Genomic DNA, 21,199 nt, shown 5'->3' with positions numbered 1-21,199 from the left:
TCCACTAGTTTGATTTTAAGGATCTTTCGTAAAGCAGAATTGCTTCAAGTCTGCTTTACCAAAGTCCCTCATGATGTTGCGATAACACCACTAGATACTGTCTTACGATTAGGCGGGCGTATTTTATCGCAAAGTGTATGTATTGGGTGTTTTTTCTGTGTGATTTCACAATATTGAAATAAGAACAAAGATAATCAAAAATAATCCATAATAAACCCTTGACCTTGGATTAAACTCCAAGGTTTATACTTAAGCTAATTTCAGAGACTTTTTAGCTGAATACACTTTCTGAGTTGAGGTTTAATCATGTACCGAATAGGCGAACTTTCTGCCTTGTACGACATCAAGGCTGACACTTTACGGTTTTACGAAAAACACGGGTTGCTGTCTCCTTCGAGCCGCTCTGATTCAGGCTACAGATTATATAACCATGACGATTCTGACAGATTAAAGTTTATTCTTCGCGCCAAAGCGGTGGGTTTTTCGCTTAATGACATTGCAGATTTATTGTCTATAGAAGTGGATAAATCTAATCGAGCCTGTGCTGAAGTCAAAGGTTTGGTTGACACTAAGCTTGAGCAGGTTGAAGCTAAGTTAGCGGAGTTACAACATTTTGCAACGTCGTTAAAGAGTTTATCGAACACCTGTTGCGGCGGCCCAGATAGCGCGGAGCATTGCTCGATACTCGAAGCGTTAGAATCGTCTGACCAACATATTATTGCTAAAAAAGAACAGCATCATTTTGCTCATTCAGGTCATAAGGACTAAGTATGTTATTGACCAATTTTATTCATTTATTTTTAGAGTCCGCCCCATGGCTATTGTTGGGGTTAGTGTTAGCGGGTTTGCTAAAAGTGTTTGTGCCTATGGCGTGGATGCAAAAGCAACTCGGTGGCCATGGGATTAAAACAGTATTTAAGGCGGCATTATTAGGTGCGCCATTACCTTTGTGTTCTTGTGGGGTTATTCCTGCTGCGGTTGGTTTACGTCGCGCCGGAGCTTCAAAAGCGGCTACCACGTCGTTTTTAGTGTCAACACCAGAAACCGGCGTCGACTCAATTACCGTATCTTACGTGTTACTCGGGCCATTTATGGCCATAGTGCGTCCCATTGCAGCTATTACTAGTGCGATTGTTGCAGGGCTATTAGTGGGCCGCGATGACGATGATGGAGTGCCTGCAACAGCTAAGGCTCAATCTGACAGCAGTGCAACGGCTAAAGTTGAATCATCTTGCTGTGCAAGTAAGAAGGCCAATATATCAAGTTCTTCTCAAGCGGCTTCAATTACCCACGAAAGCAATGCTGACACAGTGCAGTATGCTGCTGTGAAAATGACGGCCGTTAAAGCTGAGTCTGTATTAAGCCCTATGGCTTCAGGCAAAATGTTGAGTGCTGAACAAGCGCCAAAGCAAAGTAGTTGTTGTGCGAGTAAGGCGGACAAATCATCTCAGGCGGTTGATACTCAGGTAGTTGATGCAAATGCTGCACAGTCTCAATCATCAAAGTCTCAATCATCACAATCAGCATCATCACAGTCATGTTGCGGCGCAAACTCTGAAGCTATGAGCCCTAACGCAATGGCTCCTATCGCTGTAGAGCCTAAAGCCGTGGCGGTTAAATCCAGTTGTTGCAGTAGTCAAGCTGAGCCGAAAGTTGAAGTAGCAAGCAGTTGTTGTGCGCCCAAGTCAGCTTCAGCGAGCCAAGATGTCGCAGTTAGCAGTGAAGAAGCCAGCTGCTGTGCATCAACTCAGGACATGGCAACCGAGCTTAAACAAAACAGTGTATTTAGTCGTGTATTATCGGGCTTACATTATGCCGCGACTGATTTAGTGAGAGACACTACCTTGTGGTTATTGGTCGGGCTATTTTTTGCTGCATTAGTGCAGACCTATGTACCCGCAGACTTTTTAGTGAAGTGGGGCGACGGCATTTTAGCCATGTTAGTGATGGTGTTAGTGTCTATCCCTATGTATATCTGCGCTACGGCTTCAACACCGATTGCGGCTGGATTACTGTTAGCGGGTGTATCTCCTGGTGCGGTATTGGTGTTTATGATGGCAGGTCCAGCAACTAATATCGCAACACTCGGTGTTGTCACTAAAGAGTTAGGCAAACGTGCATTATATGGCTACCTAGGCGGCGTTATCGGTGTGGCGTTAGCATTTGGCGTGTTGGTTAATTATTTAGTGGATACCTTTGGTTTTGAGGTGATGCCACAGATAGGTGAAGAACATGCGTTATTACCACAAGGTGTGGTGGCGGTATCTGGGATTGTGTTAGCGATATTAATGGCTAAAGTGTTGTGGGATATGATCCCCAAAGGCAATAAAGACAAAATTTGTTGCTCGTAATGAGCCAATAGCGCTAAACACAAATTGTCAGTTTTTAATGAGACTTCATCAAAGCCAGTGATCATTATCACTGGCTTTTTTGGTTTTTATTAAGGCCATTTATCCGTCGATTTACTTTGTCATTTTGGTATGAATGGCTGCGTAAATGATGGGTTAAAGTGCATAATTAATGTATATCTACTCATATGTTCAACAAGTCTAAGCATATTTTATTCACGCGTTAAATCCTTAAAAATACCTTAAAAATAAGATGGTTTTTACCATAAATATGATGCACGTCATGCTTTAACATAAAATCAACATATCTGCGATTTATTTGCACAAAGAGTGTGAGTTACCTCTCCTAGCGTTTTGCGGTTCTACATTACTATTACGATTGCAAGATACCTATAAAGTGATAAGTCGTTTAAGCGACGCTGGAGTTAATGATGAAAACAATAAAAATGTGCAAAATAGCACTGCTAATCGCGATATCTATGGGCGTCATCGCCTGTGGTAGTGATGGCAAAGATGGTGTAGATGGCGCAGCTGGGCAAGTCGGAACACCTGGTTTACCTGGCGCTCCTGGTGCAGATGCAACCGCACCAACAGTCAGTGCCTCCACGATGACTAATGTGGAGTTTATTAATCATATTGTTGCAGACGGAATGGTAACCGTAGAGTTTGGTATTACTAATGAATCAGGCTACGCCATCACCGGCTTAACTGATGCGTCGGTCTACCTTGCCGCTAAAACCGAGAATGGTATGCAACGCAGCCGCGATGGTAGCGTTGGGGGTAATGCGACAGTGGGCGGTTCATCGCCAACAACAGGTGCATCGTTAACCTTACTTGATAACGGCAATTATCAATTAGTCGCGCCAATGGCTGGTGTGCAAGCTGACACAGAAGCATTAATTCGCTTGCAAGTGGGCGGCGGCGATATTGCCAAATCACCTTACATGCTTATTGCTAAACCTGAGATGATGCACACCTCAACAACAGAAACATGTTACTCATGCCACGTTGATTATGCTGCATCTGACCTTAAACATGCGGGTTATGTGGCATTAAATACCGATGGCGAAGTCGATTTTGTCGGTGGTTGTATGGTGTGTCATAACAACGTACCTCGTGATGTTGCAGCAGATGGCACCTCATTAAATACCGGTGGTTATGCGAAAAACACCATGCAAAAGCTGGGACACATCAATCACCAAAATTTTGAAAAAGACTTTGTTCCGGCTAATTGTTATACCTGTCATGCTGAGCCTGTGATGAATACCAGCCTTGCCGGTAACGGTTGTGCCGATTGTCATAACACCTCTAGCAGTTCAAGTGCTGCAAAAGTATTGAGCAACAGCAACAGTAGTGAGTTTGATGCAAGAGCATTCCACTTGAACAAAAGTGGTTTAGAAACCTTGCAAGCAATGCGCGTGAGTTACACTGCTGAAACCACCGTACCACAAAAAAATGATGCGGGTGTTTGGTGTACCACTATGTCGTTATTTGACGTGAGTAGCGGCAGCAAAACTCAGGTCAATATTGGTGCGTTATACAACAAAGATGGTGACACATCTGGTGCCACAAACGTTGTAGGTAAGCCGATTGTGTATGCGGGTGCATACTTACATGGTTATTATAACGAGTCTATTGTTGGCCGTTTTGCAGGACAAGGCAATAATGAAGTTAAAACCGATAACGCAGATGGCTCAAGAACGCATTGTTTCCCATCGCCATCAAGTGGTTTTGATCAAGCAAGTATTATGGCAACGGCGCGTATCTCATTAAGCTACCCTGGTTGGGTGCAAGATGATGGTGAAACATCAATGTCATTTACTGCCTATTCAGATGCTGTCGATCAAACTACTGGGGCCGTTGTTAAATACGAACGTCGTTTAGCTGTAACAAGTGATAGCTGCACGACTTGTCATAACAGCGAAACTAACTACCATAAAAATGGTGCTTACAACGACGGTGGCGATGATTGCGTAGCGTGTCATAACAACGGTCAAGACCGTAGCGCAGCAAACTCAGCCCCAGGCTTTGGCCCTATGGTGCACAGCATGCACTGGGGTGTTGGTAGTGCGTTATCGGGTGCTAAAACAGATGCAGATGGCAATAAAATTGCTAACTCAGCCACTGAATTAAGTGCTGTTAACTGTGTGTCTTGTCATGCTGATGGCGTTGATTTAAATGCAATACCGAATCAATATATTCGTGCTAAAGCATTTAATAATGGCGACCAAACTAAAATGGCTAGCCCAATCACTGCAAACTGTTTTGCCTGTCATAATGGTGACCAGGCTCTGAATCACATGGAGTTAAACGGTGGTGAAATCAGTGCAGAAAAAGGCTCTGGTAACGACGGAACTTGGTTTACTCAACCTACCGGCGAATCTTGTGCAACATGTCATGCTGAAGGCCGTTCATTTGGTATCGAGAAATACCACAAGTTTGAACGTTAAACAGTACTATGGCGTTAGCCTCATTAGCTAACGAAATAGCGCCATAAAATAAAGGGATCATTTGATCCCTTTTTTTGTCTCAATAATGGATGAGTTAACGATCTTTTTAACGTTTCCGCTAAGTTAAACTCGCTTTTTTGCGTATTTAAGCAATGGGCTTATTTGTTGGTCATTGAAAGAATGATACTTTTTTCTTAAATATTGAGAGGCTTAAACTGTAAAAAAAAATACCGAGCTCATGGCTCGGTATTTTTTTATCTTACAACAGGCGAGGCTATTTGCCTTTGATGACTGAAGAGCTTGGGGCTTTTTTCGCATCTTTTGCTGCACGTTTTTCTTTTAACGATAGCAAGGGTTGTTTCTTTGACTCTTTTGAATTATTACGTTCTTTGCTCATGTTATTTACTCCGTGTATGGCTCAGGGCTTTGATCACTCTGTAAAAATTTTAAACAATATATGAATCACAATATCAAGTATAAGTAATGCGAATATAGCGTTGAGATAAGCATCCTGTTGGCTAAAAGCTTAAACCGATACTAGCACCAAGTTGAGCAAAAATATCTATAACATCGATAGATTATTTAGCGCTAGAGCTAGACGACAAAAGTATAAAGATATGCCCGCAATACAATGATGTATTAACGTGACTTCACATGAATAAAGTCGGGGATCTCTAATACATTATCGCCCCAATTTTCAATGAGTGCAGCATAAAGAAATTCGATAAAAACAAGGTATTTACGTGGCATATATACCCGTTGAGGGAAACTTAATGTCACTTTAGTTTGTGCCATTGGAAAGTCTTCTAAAATCGGAGTAAGTCGCTGACTTGTAATCGCTTCTTGGGCAATAATGACGGGCACCGCTGTGATGCCAAGCCCTTCGATGGCCGCTTCTCGTGCAAAAGTGACATTATTCACTTTCAGTTGTGCTGGTGGATCAAGATCAACCCACTGCTTACCATCAAATATACGCCAACCACCATTGATGTGCGCCGATTGTAATTTTATCGCAGTGTGATCCATTAAATCTTGTGGGACTTTTGGCGTGCCATGACGTTTAAGGTAGTCGGGGCTGGCCATCAGTTGCCTACTGGCTGTCACCAGTGAGTAGCTTTGTAATTTGGGGTCATGAACCTCTGTTATTTGGAATAAAAAATCTACTCCTTCTTCAATCACATCCACTTTACGGTTAGTCAATTCTGCATCGATAGTGATGTTTGGGTAAGCGGCAAGAAAGCGCGCGAAAATACGCCCCAAAAATAATTGCCCTAATTCGATAGGGCTTATGATTTTTAAGTTGCCTTTAATGTCTTGTTGGCTGGCACTTAGTAAGTCTTCTGCACTTTGTAAATCTTGCAAAATTTTATTAATGCGATGGTAATAACTTGAACCCGCCTCGGTGAGCTTTAATGCCCGAGTGGTGCGAAATAAGAGCTGTACCCCTACATCAGCTTCTAACTCGGCAACCTTACGGCTGACTGTCGCTTTAGTGATCCCAAGGGCTTTAGCTGCGCCGGTAAAGCTGCCTTGCTCTACTACTTGCGAGAAAATCTGAACGCGATTGAGATCCATATTGTTACACCTGTGGAACAGTGGGTTGAATTTTAGCTATCTAATAAACTACACGAAACAGTAGTAAACTAGAAGGTAATAAATTAGGAGTTCAACATGTCTATAAATAAACGTTTTATCATAGTGCCAAGTCTTATTCTGGCGGTCGTTATCGCAAGCGTTTATTGGTGGTTACAAGTGCGGTTTATTGAGTCGACCGATAACGCCTACGTGGAGACCGATATTTCAAGTATCAGTGTCAAAGTACCTGGCTATATTGTGCAATCGGCGGTGAGCGATAATCAGCATGTAAATCAAGGCGATGTACTTGCACAATTAGAAGACAGTCAGTTTGTGGCGCGTGTCGCTCAAAGTCAGGCTTTGTTAGCCAGTTCGCAAGCCAATTTACAGACGTTGGCGGCGAAAGTGGATTTACAACAAGCCTTGATCAATCAAGCCAAAGCGGCTGTGGTTGCATCGCAGTCGGATCAGTTAATTGCCAAGCAGCAGTTAGCTCGATCGCAAAAACTGAAGGTGAGCAATTACAGTTCGCAAAACGATGTTGATCAGCTCCAGGCCAGTTTTGATTCGGCATCGGCACACGTTGATGAGGCGCAAGCGGCATTAGTGGCAAAGCAGCGTGAATTGTCAGTGTTTAATGCCCAGTTATTGCAAGTTCAAGCTGACGTAGATCAAGCCCAAGCGAGTGTTGAATTGGCCAATATTCAATTAGCTGATACCAAAATTACTGCGCCATTTTCAGGCATTATTGGTAAGCGTGGTGCTTTAGTGGGGCAGTACGTGCAACCTGGGCAAGCATTGTTTAGCTTAGTGCCCGACTCACAGGTATGGATAACGGCCAATTTTAAAGAAACTCAAATCGAACATATGCAACCTGGTCAGGCTGTTAAAGTTACACTCGATGCCTATCCGGATGAAGAACTTAATGGCTTTATCGACAGCTTAGCGCCTGCTTCTGGTTCTAAATTTAGTTTGTTGCCGGCTGAAAATGCTACCGGTAATTTTACTAAAATTGTGCAGCGTATTCCGGTGCGGATCCGTATTGATAACGAAAATGCGGCGATAGCCCAAACTCGTATTTTACCTGGACTGAGTGCAGTCGTTAAGGTCGACACCGAGAGTGCAACTCAAGCACATGCCACCGCTAAAGCGAACTTTAATGATTCGGCCGCTGTCACTGCAGGGCGTTAATATGAGCCAGTCAGTGACAGAGTTAGATGCTAATCAAGTCCCTAGTGATAAACCGACAGGGTATCAACGTGGCAGTTATCGCTCATGGATTGCGGTAGCAGGTGGGCTTATTGGCGCATTTATGGCGATTTTGGATATTCAAATCACCAATGCATCAATGAAAGAGATTCAAGGCAGCTTAGGTGCAACGCTAGAAGAAGGTAGTTGGATCGCGACCGCGTATTTAGTCGCCGAAATGATCGCTATTCCTTTGTCTGGCTGGCTCAGCACGGGTTTATCGACCAGACGTTATTTATTGTGGACCACGGCGGCTTTTATTGTCGCCTCAATATTGTGCTCAATGGCTTGGAACCTTGAGTCGATGATAGCCTTTCGTGCATTGCAGGGATTTTTTGGTGGCGCGCTTATTCCATTAGCGTTTCGGCTTATTCTTGAGTTTTTACCCGACAGTAAACGCGCCATGGGCATGGCATTGTTTGGCGTTACGGCGACTTTTGCTCCGTCTATTGGCCCAACACTAGGCGGTTGGTTAACAGAGCAGTTTAGTTGGCATTATCTGTTTTATATTAACGTGCCGCCGGGCATATTAGTGATGGTGATGCTGGCGTATGGGTTGGAGCGTAAACCCATTATTTGGGACAAACTTAAAAATGCAGATTACTCCGGCATTATTACAATGGCACTGGGAATGGGCTGCTTAGAGGTCGTGTTAGAAGAGGGTAATCGTAAAGATTGGTTTGGTTCTGATCTTATTCGTAACCTCGCAATCATTGCTGTGATCAATATTGGTTTGTTTATTTGGATCCAATTACGCAAACCCCAACCTTTGGTCAATATCAGGTTGCTCGGACAACGTGACTTTGCCTTGTCTACCGTGGCGTACTTTTTATTGGGCATGGCATTATTTGGTGCCATTTATTTAATCCCGTTATATCTGTCGCAAATTCATGATTACACGCCGCTCGAAATTGGTGAAGTGATCATGTGGATGGGCTTTCCGCAATTATTAGTGTTACCGCTAGTGCCTAAATTGATGCAACGTTTTGATCCTCGTTACTTAGCTGCCATTGGTTTTGCACTTTTCTCAATCAGTTATTATATGAACAGCCATATGACAATTGATTATGCTGGCGATCAAATGATTACAGCACAAATCGTCAGGGCGTTAGGGCAACCGTTTATTTTAGTGCCTATTGGTATTTTAGCGACGATGCATCTTAAAGCACATGAAAATGCCTCTGCATCGACGGTATTGAATGTGATGCGTAATCTCGGTGGCGCCTTTGGTATTGCGCTGGTGGCAACGCTAAGTGATAACTTGTCTCGTATGCATCTAGCTCATATTAAAGAAACATTGCCCGCGGTGAGTGCGCAAGCATACCAGTATATTAATGACACAACTTCGATATTACAAAGTGCTGGTTCTGATGTTGTAAGCGCCAATGCACAAGCTTATGCTTTACTGGCTAAAAGTATGACGCAACAGGCATATGTTCAAGCTTATAACGACGTATTTTTTATTATGTCTTGTCTGCTTTTTATCGCTGTCATCGCGGTGTTACTGATTCGAAAACCGCTCGAAAAAAGTGGCTCAGATCAGCCGAATGAAGTGCATTAATCATGATAGTATTATCTTATACCATTGCGCGTTAATAAGTGATGACTCAGCGAGAGTTTAAAGGAATACCCCAGAAGCTTTTGCTCTGCGTTCTCGCTATTTAAAAGGGAACAAGTACAACCGATTAAGGTGAAAAATGTCGTTAACTTGGTTAGATGTGGGCTTTACTGAATTGTCTTTAGAGCAGCTTTATGGCGTGTTACAACTGCGTGTTGATGTGTTTGTTGTGGAGCAAAATTGTCCTTATCCAGAATTAGATGGAAAAGACAAAGATGCGCATGCAAGGCATTTACTCGGCATTAATAGTCAGCAAGAAATTGTAGCTTACAGTCGTATACTTGCACCAAATGTCAGTTACCCTCAAGCCAGTATCGGCCGTGTGGCTGTGGCTAAATCAGCGCGAGGTCAAGGCGTAGCCAATCAATTAATGCAGCGTGCAATAGCCATTGCAAAACAACGCTGGCCAGATGATCATATTCAAATTGGTGCTCAAGATTATTTACGTCATTTTTATCAACAGCTTGGTTTTGTTGTTAATTCTGAAGTGTATCTTGAAGACGGAATACCACATCTTGATATGCTGCTTACTTATTCATAAATGTTAAGGAATATAAATGTCTGATTATTCAATCAATACTCAACAAATTGTTTGTGTTGCGCAGTTTGTAGCTAAAGAAGGTAAGCGTGATGCATTATTGGCAGCATTAGCGAGTTTAGTGCCTGATACTCGCCGTGAACTGGGTTGTATTCGCTATGAATTAAATGTCAGTATTGAAGATGATCGTAAAGTGGCATTTGTTGAAAAATTTGTCGATCGGGCTGCGTTTGACAAGCATTGTGCTAAAGATGCCATTGAGCACTACTTTCACAATGTGATGCCAGAGCTTGTTGAGTCGCATCATGTGGAAGTATTTAATCAAGTGATAGCGTAAGGCGCTTAAGCCGTCGTTGTGATTCGTTTTATAAGTGCTTACTAAAAAGGTGCTTACATAAAAATGCCAGTCTCATTAGACTGGCATTTTTTATCATTAAAGTTGCCTAGCTTATGCTGGCATCAAGATGATTAGAAGTCGTAACGTGCACCAACAGTGAAGATGTTATCATCTTCTAAATCTACAGTTGCAGTACCCACTTTATGGTCGCCTTCATACATTGCATAATGGCCATAAACCAGCGTTGACTTAGAAATGCGGTAGTCAGCACCAATAGTAATATTGGTTACGTCAACATCAGTGCCAGTGGCATCTTTGATGTTTTTGTAGTACTTACCAAAACCAGCATCGTCTTGACCGTATTCAGCTTTTAAGTTTACGCCGTTTAAGTCATAAGATACGTTAACGAAGAAAGAATCACCTTCTTGATCAGAAGTTTGGCTTTCAGTATTTTGGTATAAACCACCTAGTTTAAAGTCACCTAATTTAACTTGTGCCACACCACGGTATGCATCAATGCCACCAATCGTGTTATAAGCAGCTGCTACATAGTAGTTTTGAGCTTTAAGGCCTTTATCACCAATCGTTGCGCTTAACGCGTACTGGTCTTCGTACGAATCTTTGCCGTCAGCATCTGTGTAGTTGTCTTCCATTAAATACGTAGCATTTAATGTCACTAAACCACCAATGACTGGTGAGTAGTACCAAATACCGTCAGCTTTACGATCTTGTCCTGCGACCATACGGTCGATATCAGCGTTGAAGTTACCGAATAAATCGATGCCACCTTCAGACTGTTTGAATACTGTGTCATTACGACCTACAAGTACGGTACCTGCATTGGTTTTTAAACCAAGGAAAGTGTTACGTGATTTAAATGCAACCTCATCACCGCCACTGTCTTTAGTTTGAGTGGTGTTTTCTACTTGGAATTCCATTTGGTATAGAAGCTCAACACCGTCGCTGATTTTCTCGCTACCTTTAACGCCTAAGTTAGAAAAGTTATTTTCTAACACAGTACCTTCTTTACCATTTTGCGTTGTAGAGCCGTTATCAGAATTAGTTACAGCTAAATCCAAACGACCATAGAAACTTGGGCCTTCAGCAAGCGTAGCAAAAGAAACGAGTGTAAGTACTGAGGCTACCGATGCAGAGATTAAGGTCTTTTTCATCTTTCATGCTCCCTAGAACGTTATGTTCTATATTCCATTTTTCATGGTTTTAGTTAGTGAAGTCTGTTGCAGAGACTATCCTGTAACAATCTGGTGCAGATTTTTACAGATTTAGCATCGTCATAGTGTGGGCTAGATCAAATAAACTGGCCCTACCTAAAAATTTGTGCAGAAAACTGTGACAATGGCGATGATTTATCAAATTTTGTCACATTTCAGTGCAGATATACCTCTTTTGGGATGTTCCTATTTATTAATAAATAGGCTAGCGCACAACAACAAAAGCGATAATCCAGTAGTTTAGCGTATGTTAATTTAATTGTTGAATATATTAACGACTTGGATCACTAGACCTTAGTCTAGTAAGGCTGATAATTAATCAAATCAAGTGACTGCTATAAAAAGTAGCGGCATCCAAAGTAGTGCGACTCCGTCAGTTACTCGTTTATCAGCAACAAACATTTAGCTTTAGCGTGAAATCAGCTAGAATCGCCAGCGAAATTGGTCGTTAATCGAGGCGTAATCCATGTTGTCTGAATCTTATACTCATCGTTTTGCTGGCGTGGGGCGTTTATACGGTCAAGCGGCATTGACGACTTTCTCACAAGCCCATGTGGTGGTTGTCGGGATTGGCGGAGTAGGGACGTGGGTCGCCGAAGCGCTAGCGCGCAGTGGTATAGGGCAAATCACCCTCATCGATTTAGATGATATTTGTGTGACAAACACCAATCGCCAAATTCATGCGTTAACTTCTACTATTGGTCAGTCGAAAGTTGGGGTAATGGCAAAACGGATTAACGAGATCAATCCAGAGTGTATTGTTAATGAAGTCGAAGACTTTGTGACGTTAGATAACTTAGGCGAATACTTTGTTCCGGCATCGCGAGGCGGTACGATTGATTATGTGGTTGATTGCATCGATGCGGTTAAACAAAAAGCAGGCTTAATCGCCTGGTGTAAGCGTAATAAAATCCCGTTAGTGACGATTGGCGGCGCGGGTGGCCAGACTGATCCGACGTTAATTCAAGTGACCGATTTAGCTAAAACCGTCCAAGATCCTTTATTGGCTAAAGTGCGCAACATACTGCGTAAAGAATATAATTTTAGCAAAAACGTGCAACGTCGATTTGCCGTTGATGCGGTTTTTTCCACTCAGCATTTAGTCTACCCACAAGCAGACGGTAGCGTGTGTAATACCAAGGCAACTGCAGAAGGCAGTATGCGCATGGACTGTGCATCTGGATTTGGTGCAATCACTATGGTTACTGGCACCTTTGCTTTTGTGGCCGTGAGCCGAGTATTAGCTAAGTTAGCAGCAAAGTAAGCCATCGGCTTACAACGCCTAGCATTGCCCAGAATACATAGCCTTTGAATATCATTGCCAAGGCTATGTATAACTTCTATGACAAGATTGACCCTACGTCTATTAGCCTAATATTGGCGGTTGTAGCTAACCACACCCATATTGAGTTCACATCACGTTAATTGTCCTCTCCACCGTCTTTTATACTAATACGCTCTATGTGATACACCATGACTTATTGGTATCTGCCTTGTCGAGCCGTTCAGCCGCTTTTGCTCTGCGATCTCGCTATTTGAAAGGGAACAACCATGGCTACTAGCGACACCTTAATCAAAAACCGCTGGACGCATTCTGAGTGTTCACTTATTAATGCGGATTGGTATAACTGCATCGATATTTGAAAATCGTGGGTTATTTGGCTCTATTAGCATTCTAATATCGGCATATATTGAAGTGTGATTAGGGGTTTTACTATTAATAGTCAGCCACTTAAGTGTTATTACCCCCATCTAAACCTCTTGGCACCAATTTTGCTTTATTTGGGTTAAGTTCAAAAATCTGACACTGCGAGTAGGCTATGATGAAAATGAAAATCGGTTCGATGAATTTACTAAACGGCAAGCGTGTGTTCGTCAGTGTAATGGCATGGGGAGTCGTAACCTGTGCAGCTTTGCTTTTTGCCCCTAAAGATATTTTGGCGAGTCTCGCTTTAGCAAATATTGTGAGTGATTATGGTCAGTTTATTGGCTTAGGTTTAATCATAGGTGTAGCCTATTTTCTCAGTCAATTATTTGCTTTTGTGGTAGATGAGGCCATTGTTAATTTACGCCAGAAACGCACAGTTGAAACGATTGAAGCTAAGGTTAAATTATTAGACCCAGCTGAAAGAGCCTTATTGCGAGAGTTTTTCTTGCAAGGGCAGACTATTCTGACGCTGCCGCAAAATGAGCTAGCAGTGAGAAACTTAGTCAATACGAATATTCTGGAAACACTCGGTAATGAGCGTCATTACGCAATTCAGGGGCCGACAGCGGACTATAAAATTTCGATGCAGGCACGCGTTTATCTTAATCGTGATGTATTGCGTTTACCTGCTGGAGAACCCAGTGCAGAAGAGATGAGTTATCTTATTAAAACGAGGCCGCAATTTGTGAATGGTCTTGTGCAAGCAAGAAAGCATGCAGCATAAAGCACACAGCAATAAAAAAATGGGGGCTATAAAGCCCCCTAATTGTATCATTCGCAAGGAAGTGTTGAACAATTAGCAGTAAAATATTAGCAGTAAAATAACTTAGCCGATTAAGCGACTTACTTAACCGGAGCAGACTTCACAACAAACATCCACATTAGATAAGACATGATTCCGAATGTGCAAAAAATGACAATCATAGAAAGTAATCCTATTGCGTTTCCAAACATTAAATCTAACCAAAATGCCATGACTCTTATCCTCTGAATGTGAAATCATGTTTATCATAAAGTTAAAAAGTGATAACAATAATGATCTCGATCAACCTTCGTCTCCTCAGTATTAGCATTTCGTTAATTTTGCTAAATAGCTCACAAAAACAACCATAGAATATAGAATAGGTAATGCGAATGACTTTTGAGCAATCAGTTGATTTTTACACAAAAGAATCATCAAAGGGCTTGCCATTGTCAAAAGCAAAGGTATAATCGCCAACACTCAATTGTGACAATAACAATTGAATTTTGATTAGTGATGTCGTAAGTTCTGCAAAGATATTTATTTAGATGATTTTGCACAGCTTATAAAGCTCACAAGATTTTGCCTGAGTGATGAAATTGGTATACATGGGGGATTCAAAATCCCCTGCTTCACGGCGTGTCGGTTCGAGTCCGACCTCAGGTACCATTATTTGAAAGCCCTGTTCTTAATTGAACGGGGCTTTTTTATGCTTATAAATCAATGGTAAATATAAAAGCTTGTTATTTTCAGTCGCGAGAAAATAAAATAATCCTGTACTGACAACCACAATAAAGAATTAATCACAGCCAGAAAGCTCACTTCAAAAGCTTACCGTTTAAATAAATATTATTTTCCATTTCAGTAGCATTCTGGATCCCTTCACCAGCAAAGCAGGTTCGTAGTGATTGCTTGGCGTATTTTATGGCTTCTTCAGTAGCAGATTCGCTTTGTACAACGATCCTGGTTATCACGCTATCAAGTGTGCCGGTCATTGCTGGTGTCATAAAGTTTTCTTGCTGGAAGTTAAACTGGTGCTCAACTCGGAAGTCCTCGATGTTCACTCCTTGTTTCTGGAAGTACATTTTGTTCGCTGTAAGTTGGCTCATTAGGCAGAAAGAAGTACCGATCGTAAAGTAGTCCCGTGATGTAGGTGCTTTATCTTTACCTTCGTAGCCACGGCTGTCATCGGAGTAAAGATCCCATGTTGCATAGTTTTCAGTTAAAGATTTTGCTCTAACCCTATGCATATATGGCCTGTCGGTATCATGGGCTGATTCTGCAATTGCAATCTCAGGGAACACCAACGGATTTGGAAGGTGGTGCATATCCAATGCAAGATCTTGTTCTACTTCCATTGTCTGAAATGTGAGATCTGCAGTGACATTTGTAATCGGAAAGCCATTATCCAGAGAAACCGGAGTTTCAACCTTACCATGACTAGGTTTGAGGCCCGCCCAATCATCAGCATTGACTATTATGTCAGAATCAATGACGGTTTTATTGGCTAAGCCTTCGCCCACTGCCCAGGCGTTCAGTGCCATTTGTTTTAGCTCTTTGATCTTGTCCGGAGACTCATCGCTTGTGATTAGAATGTTTGAAATCACTTTGTCTGTATGACCAGACCAAGTGCTTGTCATTGTATCCTGCCATCTGAAGAATATTTTTGATTCTACTTTTACATCTTCGACATCGAGGCCTAATACCTGAATCGCTCTCTCAAGCTGAGTCAGCAGGCTTGACGCTGAGCCAACCGCATAATATGTGAGTGGGTTTGGTGCCGTTTGATCATGGCCAGAGCCACCTTCGTCACTAACAAACTCCCATGCACTAAACTCATCTTCGCCTTCAATCTTTACCATGCCTTTTTTAAGAAAAGGCGCTTTAGTATTCAAGATGTTTTGAGTCGAAGTAATAATGTTTTCTGAAATAGCACCATTTTCAGCCACCGCTTTAACTGGGGTAAAGGTTGTCGGCCGCGTATAATTATCTAGTCTGGTTTCGACTTGATATATTTTTTCGGTTTGACCCTCGTCGTTTGGCGCAGAAACTGCGTAACCAGAAGTCAATATTGCGATTAAGGTTGCGAGTGTGCTTAATTGGGTTTTCATTGTTGATACCTCATATATAACGAATTTTAGAAACGAGTATTGATAACGTCTGAGGTATATATTCGGATGTTTAGCGGGATCGGTGAAGTGACTCTATTCGGTTATTCTGGCACTTTTTTCGGTTCTAGTGAGTGATGCTGAAGAAATGTTGAATTTCTCCCGTATTTGTTTACGAAAAGCCGTTGGGCTCATGTCCGTTTCGCGTTTAAAAAAACGGCCAAAGTATGAAGAATCTTCAAAGTTCAAACGATAACCAACTTCTGCAGCTGATAGATCACTGTGGCTTAATAGTCGTTTAGCTTCTAAAATAATTTTATTACGGATTATCTGTCCCGGAGCGTATCCGGTACCGGCTTTAACAGTATCAATAAGGTGATTCGGACTCACTCCTATTCTTTGTGCATAGTCCTTGACCGAATGTTCAGTGATATAGTGTTCTGATACCAGTTGTTCAAATTGACGCAATAATGGTGATCTATCCTCTAAGTGCTTACCCATATGTTCAGTACAGTACAATCGATGAAGCTTCATAAGTAATATGTGAAGGTAAGCGCGGACGATTGACAGGCTGGAATTCACCTCCACATGGAGTTCTTCTTCTATTCCTTCCAGCATAGTTATCAGTTTAGTCTGGTTTTCTCCAATAACAGAAAGGCAGGGGTCACTTGCTACATTGTGGAAGAAAGCAAAGTCATGGGCACGGATAATATTTGAGTTCGGGAATGCTAAAAACTCTTCAGGGATCAGTAGTGCATATCCTTTTAATGGTTTGGAGAGTTGCCAAAAATGAACCTGTCCTTTGGAGAGGAAATAAAAGGATGAGTGATTAATCGGATAAGACTCAAAGTCTATAATGTGTGTCCCTTCCCCCTCGGTGATATAAAGTATTTCGTAGAAATCATGGTGGTGAGGATAGGTTGCATGACCAGACTCATTCATCAACTCAAATTTAGTTAAGGTAAAGGGCGTCTGAGAGTCAAATATAAAAAGGGGCTGACCATTTTTATATTGAACACTTTCAAGTGCATCGGTATAGGAATGCGATGATATTGGGGGCATGCTATTCATAAGTGACAAATCTCGTTAGTAGCCTCAAAAATATTATAACTTTTATTACTTAATTATCCATTTTACAGTGTTAATTTAATATCTGTACTAGGGCCTGTTTGGTTGTGATTGTTGTGTTCTTCTAATACATTTTTTCGTGATGGTAAAAAGAGTAACTCATTGATACTCAATGCCCAGACTTTTAAAACGTTTTGTGGTCATCATTATAAGTACACAATGATTGTTATTTGCTAAATTACAGATGTTTAGGTAGATTTTTAGTTCGAAATCGTCCTCAAGTTGATTAATCTTCAAACCCTAATTATGCAGATGGTTTTTTGGTTGATAAAATATTGATTCTTCGAATTTGATGCATAAAAAAACCAGCTACAAATGCAGCTGGTTTTTAAGTTAATTTGGAAAATCCAAATTATGTATTACTGATGATTAGTGCTTACGACGACGTAATGCAGCTAATGGTAGTAATAGTGCTGTTAACCAGCCCATAGAACCACCAGAAGATTTCTCTTTTTCTTTTTCTGTTACCGTTACGATCATTGAGCCTTTTTCACTCTCTAAACGGGTATCAGAAGCAGTCACTGAGAACTTGATAATGTTGTATCCTGCAGGTGCTGTAAAGCTAATTTCAGAACCACCATTTTCAAAAGTAACAGCGGTGCCGCTAGTTTGAACCCAATTGTATGTTAGGGTATCTCCATCAGCGTCAGTACCGTTTGCTTTAACAGTAATGGTACTACCTTCCTCGCCAGATACGTTGGTCGGCGCGACTATTGGCATGGTGTTGTTTATCGTTACTGAAACAGTTGCTGGTTCTGAACGATTACCCATAGTATCTAGTACAACAACTTGAGCTTCCATGGTTTCACTGGTTTGATCAATGACAGCCATGTCACTTAGGCTAACTTCACCTTTGGCATTAATTGCTAACATGCTTGAATTAGAGCTAACCACGATAAACTCAGAGACTGGGCTTGTTAACATGTCTGGATCGGTTGCCACGATTTGACCTAGAACAGTTCCTGGTGCAGCGCTTTTATCGACAGTCAGCATCAAGTCTTCAACAGTTGGAGCGACGTTACCTTCATCTGTAGTGTTTGCTACTACTGACATAGAACCATTATCAGAAAGTAGCATGTAGCCTAGTGAATTGCTGCCCACTTCGGTAACTAGCATTGCGCTTTCGCCAGGTTTTAGTTCGGTAACAGCTTCGCCTTCAGCGTCGACAATACCCGCATAAGCATCAGGTGCATCTAAGGTTAGTGTCCCTTCTGCTTCATCACCTAAACCTGTAGGCGTTGGTGCATAATCAGCTTCTTCGACACGGAAACGAACTTTAACCTTGTTACCTAAATCTGCAGCAGTTAATCCAACATCTTCAAAACAGACTTTAGTGGTTAGGAAGTTATTGCCTGTAACATGATATGCAGGTTCTAACGTACCGTTACCCGAGCCGAAAGGTACAACGAATCCATATAGTGAGCGAGGGTATGCATCATTAAACCATTGAAGGTTTACTGTTGTTGCAGTGTAATCCCATGTACCATCGTTGTCTAAGTCGTAGTCAACGTTATAACTTGCTACAAGGCCATGCACCATAGGGTCGCGCATTTGGAAGGTGTTCCATATTGCGATCTCTTCATCACACGATGCACTACCAGAAAGCTCACTAGACGCATTAATTAAGTCATGGCGAATTGCCATATTCTTAGGGCTAGTTGCCGTTAACGGAGCACTGAATGGATCTGTTATAGAAGTAGCACCCACGTTAGTCAGTGTTCTTACAATACCGTCAGCTGTCACTTCAGTTGAAACTGACGCAGCGGCAGCTGCTTTAGGCAAAATGTGATAAACGACGTGTAACGCTTGCTCATCGCCATCCATAAACTTAATTGCACCATCGTACTCAGACAAGGTCAATGCAGTTGAAGCATCTTCTGCTTCGCCATCAAGTTCATATGATGATGTTAATGTCCATTCTGGTAACTTAGTTGGATCGATTGTTACTGTTACGTCAAATGATTTGGTTTGTCCTGCAGGGATCATGACGCTAGCTGGCATTTCAAAAGAAACAGCACCAGATTCAATATCATCAGCAAAACGTTGCTCTGCCATTAATGTGTATGTTTTAGCTTCAGCTGAGAAGTTTTTCACAGAAATGGTTTTTGTCATTGATGTTGTTTCACTTAATGAAACAAGACCAAAAGCTAATGCTGCTTGCATTGAGTCTTTGTCGTATGCAACGACAGGTAAGTTGATTGATTTTTCAATATCAACCAGACCAGCACCGATATAACTGATCGGGGCTAATTCAGCATCTGGGTTTAACCCTAAAGGCTCAACAGTCACATTCAAGTTTGCGGCGTTCATCATAGTGGCTTTAATTTCAAGCGCGCTACGATTTGGCAATGCCTCTTTTACAATACTCATTGCACCAGCGGTAATCGGGCTAGAGAAAGATGTACCGCTGATTGGCGTTAACCCATCACCTAAACCTGGGTGAGCAGTCATGATTGAGGTACCAGGCGCAGTAATTTCAGGCTTTAACGTCCCCGCAATTGAAGGGCCACGTGATGTGAAGTCAGCTATAGCACCAGCAGTTGTCACTTCAACAGATGCAATAGAGAATGTAACAGCACCTTTTGCGATTTCAGCTTTTAGTGCAACACCTTCTTCTTGAGAAATCATCACAGATGGAATCGTCACAAGAGGATCAGAACCACCCATTACTGAAGCTGCACCAGCATTATTTGCAATGATGACAAATGCAGCGCCTTTAGTTTGAGCGTTAAGTACTTTTGTTGTGAAGTTACAAGCTCCACGGTCAATAATAGGGATTTGACCTGTAAAATCTATATCATCGGCAAAAGCCACACAACCATTTGTATTAGTCGTAGGCACAACCAATGTTGATGTAGAGCTATCAAACGAGTAGGTGTTAGTGGTGTTAAAACCTGCGGCAACCGCAGTTAGTTCTACACCTGCAGCTGAAGCTGTAATTTTGCCAACAGGAGTTGTTGGGTGAGTCATTGCACCAACAGATAACGCATTCGCAGAGGTACTAGGTCCGCCAACTACAAATGGGGTCGCACCGTCGTTACCTGCTGAAATCACAAGGTTTACGCCTAACTCAACCATTTCATCAATGAGCTCTTGAACTGCACCTTCTTTAGAATCACCAAAGTCGCCACCTAGTGACATATTGACAGTATCAACACGGTCAGAAATATCACCATCACCATTTGGATCCATGGCTGCTTCTAACGCGTAAAGCTGAGCAAGACCAGGACAACCCGAATCACACACTGAGTAAACGTATAATTCTACATCTGGTGCAACTCCAACAACAGAGTGGCTTACATGAGTACCGTGGTTGGTATCTACATCAATTGGATTTGGATCATTATTGATAAAGTCATAACCGCCAGCGACTTTTCCTTGTGGCCAATTTGGCATTTCAGCTTTTGCGGCTACAGCTGCTTCATAGTCGGCAATAATACCTGTGCCGCCCAATGCTGCATGAGTGTAATCTACGCCAGTATCTAAAACTGCAACTTTTTGACCTTTCCCTGAAGCAATGCCCGCTTCGATTACTGCGGTTGCGCCAATATAATCAGCACTATCAGCTACATGTAACTCGTAATCATAGATAGGCAGAATATCAGCGACGTCTGAATTTTTTAATAAGGATAATAATTGCTTTTTATCGGCTTTAACTAAAATGGAATTAACCAGCTTTGATGTTTGGCCAACCACTTCAATATCAGCATCTAAACTGTTAATGACGCTTAGTACACGTGATTGAGACTCTTGAACAGATGCAAATGCTTGTGTTGATGAAACTTTTGATAAACGAGATTGCTCTGATACTGACTGAGTGTTCAGTTTAATCATCCAAGCCGATACGGTTGATTGCTTTTCTGATTTAGTGGCTTTTAAACCGGCATATTCATCGAGAGATTGGTTAGTAGTGTTGTATTTATTAGCAGGCTCTGCAAAGCAAGCGCCAGATATAAGTGCGGCCGAGATGGCTAGGGCTAGTTTAGTCTTCACAACTTCTTCCTTGTTATTAAACATCACTCAATGAGTGGGTATCGCGGTAACACGATGATTATTAAGTGATGTAATGGATAATGCTTAATGTTTATGTGCTGCACTCTTTGATGCATCAGCAGCATTTGTAGCACACTTAATTAACAAAAGTCACACTATAACTTAATAAAAAGG

The 21,199-nt window shown here is 41.9% G+C and carries 16 protein-coding genes and 1 tRNA gene; 10 read left to right on the top strand and 7 right to left on the bottom strand.

All coding sequences use genetic code 11. The features are described from left to right. Window positions 1-306 precede the first annotated feature (306 nt). From zntR to AC19MV_RS10095, 3 genes are all read left to right on the top strand, one after another. Window positions 307-768 carry a Zn(2+)-responsive transcriptional regulator gene (gene zntR / locus AC19MV_RS10105; RefSeq protein ID WP_432404685.1) on the top strand — a complete coding sequence of 154 codons (462 nt, stop codon included), beginning with the start codon at window positions 307-309 and terminating at the stop codon, window positions 766-768. Window positions 769-770: 2 nt separating this feature from the next. Next, window positions 771-2,351: an SO_0444 family Cu/Zn efflux transporter gene (locus AC19MV_RS10100; RefSeq protein WP_498307375.1), complete on the top strand. Its 1,581-nt coding sequence runs from the start codon at window positions 771-773 to the stop codon at window positions 2,349-2,351. A 425-nt stretch (window positions 2,352-2,776) separates the two neighbouring features. Next, the gene (locus tag AC19MV_RS10095; RefSeq protein WP_498307373.1) at window positions 2,777-4,798 is read left to right on the top strand and encodes a multiheme c-type cytochrome; all 2,022 of its coding nucleotides are present in this window, start codon (window positions 2,777-2,779) and stop codon (window positions 4,796-4,798) included. Between the two features lie 274 nt (window positions 4,799-5,072). Here the strand turns inward: AC19MV_RS10095 and AC19MV_RS10090 are convergent, their stop codons facing one another. Beyond that, complete coding sequence (locus tag AC19MV_RS10090; protein WP_432404692.1) at window positions 5,073-5,195, bottom strand: hypothetical protein; 123 nt, start codon at window positions 5,193-5,195, stop codon at window positions 5,073-5,075. A 242-nt stretch (window positions 5,196-5,437) separates the two neighbouring features. After that, the gene (locus tag AC19MV_RS10085; RefSeq protein WP_432404695.1) at window positions 5,438-6,373 is read right to left on the bottom strand and encodes a LysR family transcriptional regulator; all 936 of its coding nucleotides are present in this window, start codon (window positions 6,371-6,373) and stop codon (window positions 5,438-5,440) included. Window positions 6,374-6,469: 96 nt separating this feature from the next. On the opposite strand from AC19MV_RS10085, the gene AC19MV_RS10080 reads away from it, so the two are divergent. The 4 genes from AC19MV_RS10080 (at window position 6,470) to AC19MV_RS10065 (ending at window position 10,114) form a co-directional block, all read left to right on the top strand. Beyond that, window positions 6,470-7,564 carry an HlyD family secretion protein gene (locus tag AC19MV_RS10080; protein WP_498307371.1) on the top strand — a complete coding sequence of 365 codons (1,095 nt, stop codon included), beginning with the start codon at window positions 6,470-6,472 and terminating at the stop codon, window positions 7,562-7,564. A gap of 1 nt (window position 7,565) precedes the next feature. Continuing rightward, window positions 7,566-9,182 (top strand): DHA2 family efflux MFS transporter permease subunit, encoded by a 1,617-nt coding sequence (locus AC19MV_RS10075; RefSeq protein ID WP_498307369.1) that lies wholly within the window; start codon window positions 7,566-7,568, stop codon window positions 9,180-9,182. 136 nt (window positions 9,183-9,318) lie between these two features. After that, a complete protein-coding gene (locus AC19MV_RS10070; RefSeq protein ID WP_498307367.1) occupies window positions 9,319-9,780 on the top strand; it encodes a GNAT family N-acetyltransferase in 462 nt (153 codons plus the stop codon). 16 nt (window positions 9,781-9,796) lie between these two features. After that, window positions 9,797-10,114 carry a putative quinol monooxygenase gene (locus AC19MV_RS10065; RefSeq protein ID WP_432404707.1) on the top strand — a complete coding sequence of 106 codons (318 nt, stop codon included), beginning with the start codon at window positions 9,797-9,799 and terminating at the stop codon, window positions 10,112-10,114. Between the two features lie 131 nt (window positions 10,115-10,245). Here AC19MV_RS10065 and AC19MV_RS10060 read toward each other — a convergent pair whose 3' ends face one another. Continuing rightward, window positions 10,246-11,286 (bottom strand): porin, encoded by a 1,041-nt coding sequence (locus AC19MV_RS10060; protein WP_498307365.1) that lies wholly within the window; start codon window positions 11,284-11,286, stop codon window positions 10,246-10,248. Window positions 11,287-11,812: 526 nt separating this feature from the next. Between AC19MV_RS10060 and tcdA the strand changes: the two genes are divergently transcribed. Beyond that, window positions 11,813-12,610, top strand: coding sequence for a tRNA cyclic N6-threonylcarbamoyladenosine(37) synthase TcdA (tcdA, locus tag AC19MV_RS10055; protein ID WP_498307363.1), 798 nt, complete (start codon window positions 11,813-11,815; stop codon window positions 12,608-12,610). Window positions 12,611-13,166: 556 nt separating this feature from the next. Further along, a complete protein-coding gene (locus AC19MV_RS10050) occupies window positions 13,167-13,778 on the top strand; it encodes a superinfection exclusion B family protein (RefSeq protein WP_432402846.1) in 612 nt (203 codons plus the stop codon). Between the two features lie 119 nt (window positions 13,779-13,897). Here AC19MV_RS10050 and AC19MV_RS10045 read toward each other — a convergent pair whose 3' ends face one another. Further along, the gene (locus AC19MV_RS10045; protein ID WP_188957269.1) at window positions 13,898-14,029 is read right to left on the bottom strand and encodes a DUF3149 domain-containing protein; all 132 of its coding nucleotides are present in this window, start codon (window positions 14,027-14,029) and stop codon (window positions 13,898-13,900) included. Between the two features lie 351 nt (window positions 14,030-14,380). Here AC19MV_RS10045 and AC19MV_RS10040 point away from each other — a divergent pair. Continuing rightward, window positions 14,381-14,465, top strand: a tRNA-Leu gene (locus AC19MV_RS10040). 149 nt (window positions 14,466-14,614) lie between these two features. Here the strand turns inward: AC19MV_RS10040 and AC19MV_RS10035 are convergent. The 3 genes from AC19MV_RS10035 to AC19MV_RS10025 form a co-directional block, all read right to left on the bottom strand. Beyond that, window positions 14,615-15,907, bottom strand: coding sequence for an OsmC family protein (locus AC19MV_RS10035; protein ID WP_498307362.1), 1,293 nt, complete (start codon window positions 15,905-15,907; stop codon window positions 14,615-14,617). A gap of 93 nt (window positions 15,908-16,000) precedes the next feature. Beyond that, window positions 16,001-16,975: a helix-turn-helix domain-containing protein gene (locus AC19MV_RS10030; RefSeq protein WP_498307360.1), complete on the bottom strand. Its 975-nt coding sequence runs from the start codon at window positions 16,973-16,975 to the stop codon at window positions 16,001-16,003. 426 nt (window positions 16,976-17,401) lie between these two features. Continuing rightward, window positions 17,402-21,025, bottom strand: coding sequence for a S8 family serine peptidase (locus tag AC19MV_RS10025; protein WP_498307358.1), 3,624 nt, complete (start codon window positions 21,023-21,025; stop codon window positions 17,402-17,404). Between the last annotated feature and the right edge of the window lie 174 nt (window positions 21,026-21,199).

The organism is Shewanella sp. MF05913, from assembly GCF_059758095.1.
This window is presented reverse-complemented; position numbering and strand designations above follow the sequence as displayed.

Bases quoted from the DNA above. Each gene is read 5' to 3' on its own strand.
- zntR (WP_432404685.1), top strand. From the start codon at position 307: ATGTACCGAATAGGCGAACTTTCTGCCTTGTACGACATCAAGGCTGAC.
- AC19MV_RS10100 (WP_498307375.1), top strand. From the start codon at position 771: ATGTTATTGACCAATTTTATTCATTTATTTTTAGAGTCCGCCCCATGG.
- AC19MV_RS10095 (WP_498307373.1), top strand. From the start codon at position 2,777: ATGATGAAAACAATAAAAATGTGCAAAATAGCACTGCTAATCGCGATA.
- AC19MV_RS10090 (WP_432404692.1), bottom strand. From the start codon at position 5,195: ATGAGCAAAGAACGTAATAATTCAAAAGAGTCAAAGAAACAACCCTTG.
- AC19MV_RS10085 (WP_432404695.1), bottom strand. From the start codon at position 6,373: ATGGATCTCAATCGCGTTCAGATTTTCTCGCAAGTAGTAGAGCAAGGC.
- AC19MV_RS10080 (WP_498307371.1), top strand. From the start codon at position 6,470: ATGTCTATAAATAAACGTTTTATCATAGTGCCAAGTCTTATTCTGGCG.
- AC19MV_RS10075 (WP_498307369.1), top strand. From the start codon at position 7,566: ATGAGCCAGTCAGTGACAGAGTTAGATGCTAATCAAGTCCCTAGTGAT.
- AC19MV_RS10070 (WP_498307367.1), top strand. From the start codon at position 9,319: ATGTCGTTAACTTGGTTAGATGTGGGCTTTACTGAATTGTCTTTAGAG.
- AC19MV_RS10065 (WP_432404707.1), top strand. From the start codon at position 9,797: ATGTCTGATTATTCAATCAATACTCAACAAATTGTTTGTGTTGCGCAG.
- AC19MV_RS10060 (WP_498307365.1), bottom strand. From the start codon at position 11,286: ATGAAAAAGACCTTAATCTCTGCATCGGTAGCCTCAGTACTTACACTC.
- tcdA (WP_498307363.1), top strand. From the start codon at position 11,813: ATGTTGTCTGAATCTTATACTCATCGTTTTGCTGGCGTGGGGCGTTTA.
- AC19MV_RS10050 (WP_432402846.1), top strand. From the start codon at position 13,167: ATGATGAAAATGAAAATCGGTTCGATGAATTTACTAAACGGCAAGCGT.
- AC19MV_RS10045 (WP_188957269.1), bottom strand. From the start codon at position 14,029: ATGGCATTTTGGTTAGATTTAATGTTTGGAAACGCAATAGGATTACTT.
- AC19MV_RS10035 (WP_498307362.1), bottom strand. From the start codon at position 15,907: ATGAAAACCCAATTAAGCACACTCGCAACCTTAATCGCAATATTGACT.
- AC19MV_RS10030 (WP_498307360.1), bottom strand. From the start codon at position 16,975: ATGAATAGCATGCCCCCAATATCATCGCATTCCTATACCGATGCACTT.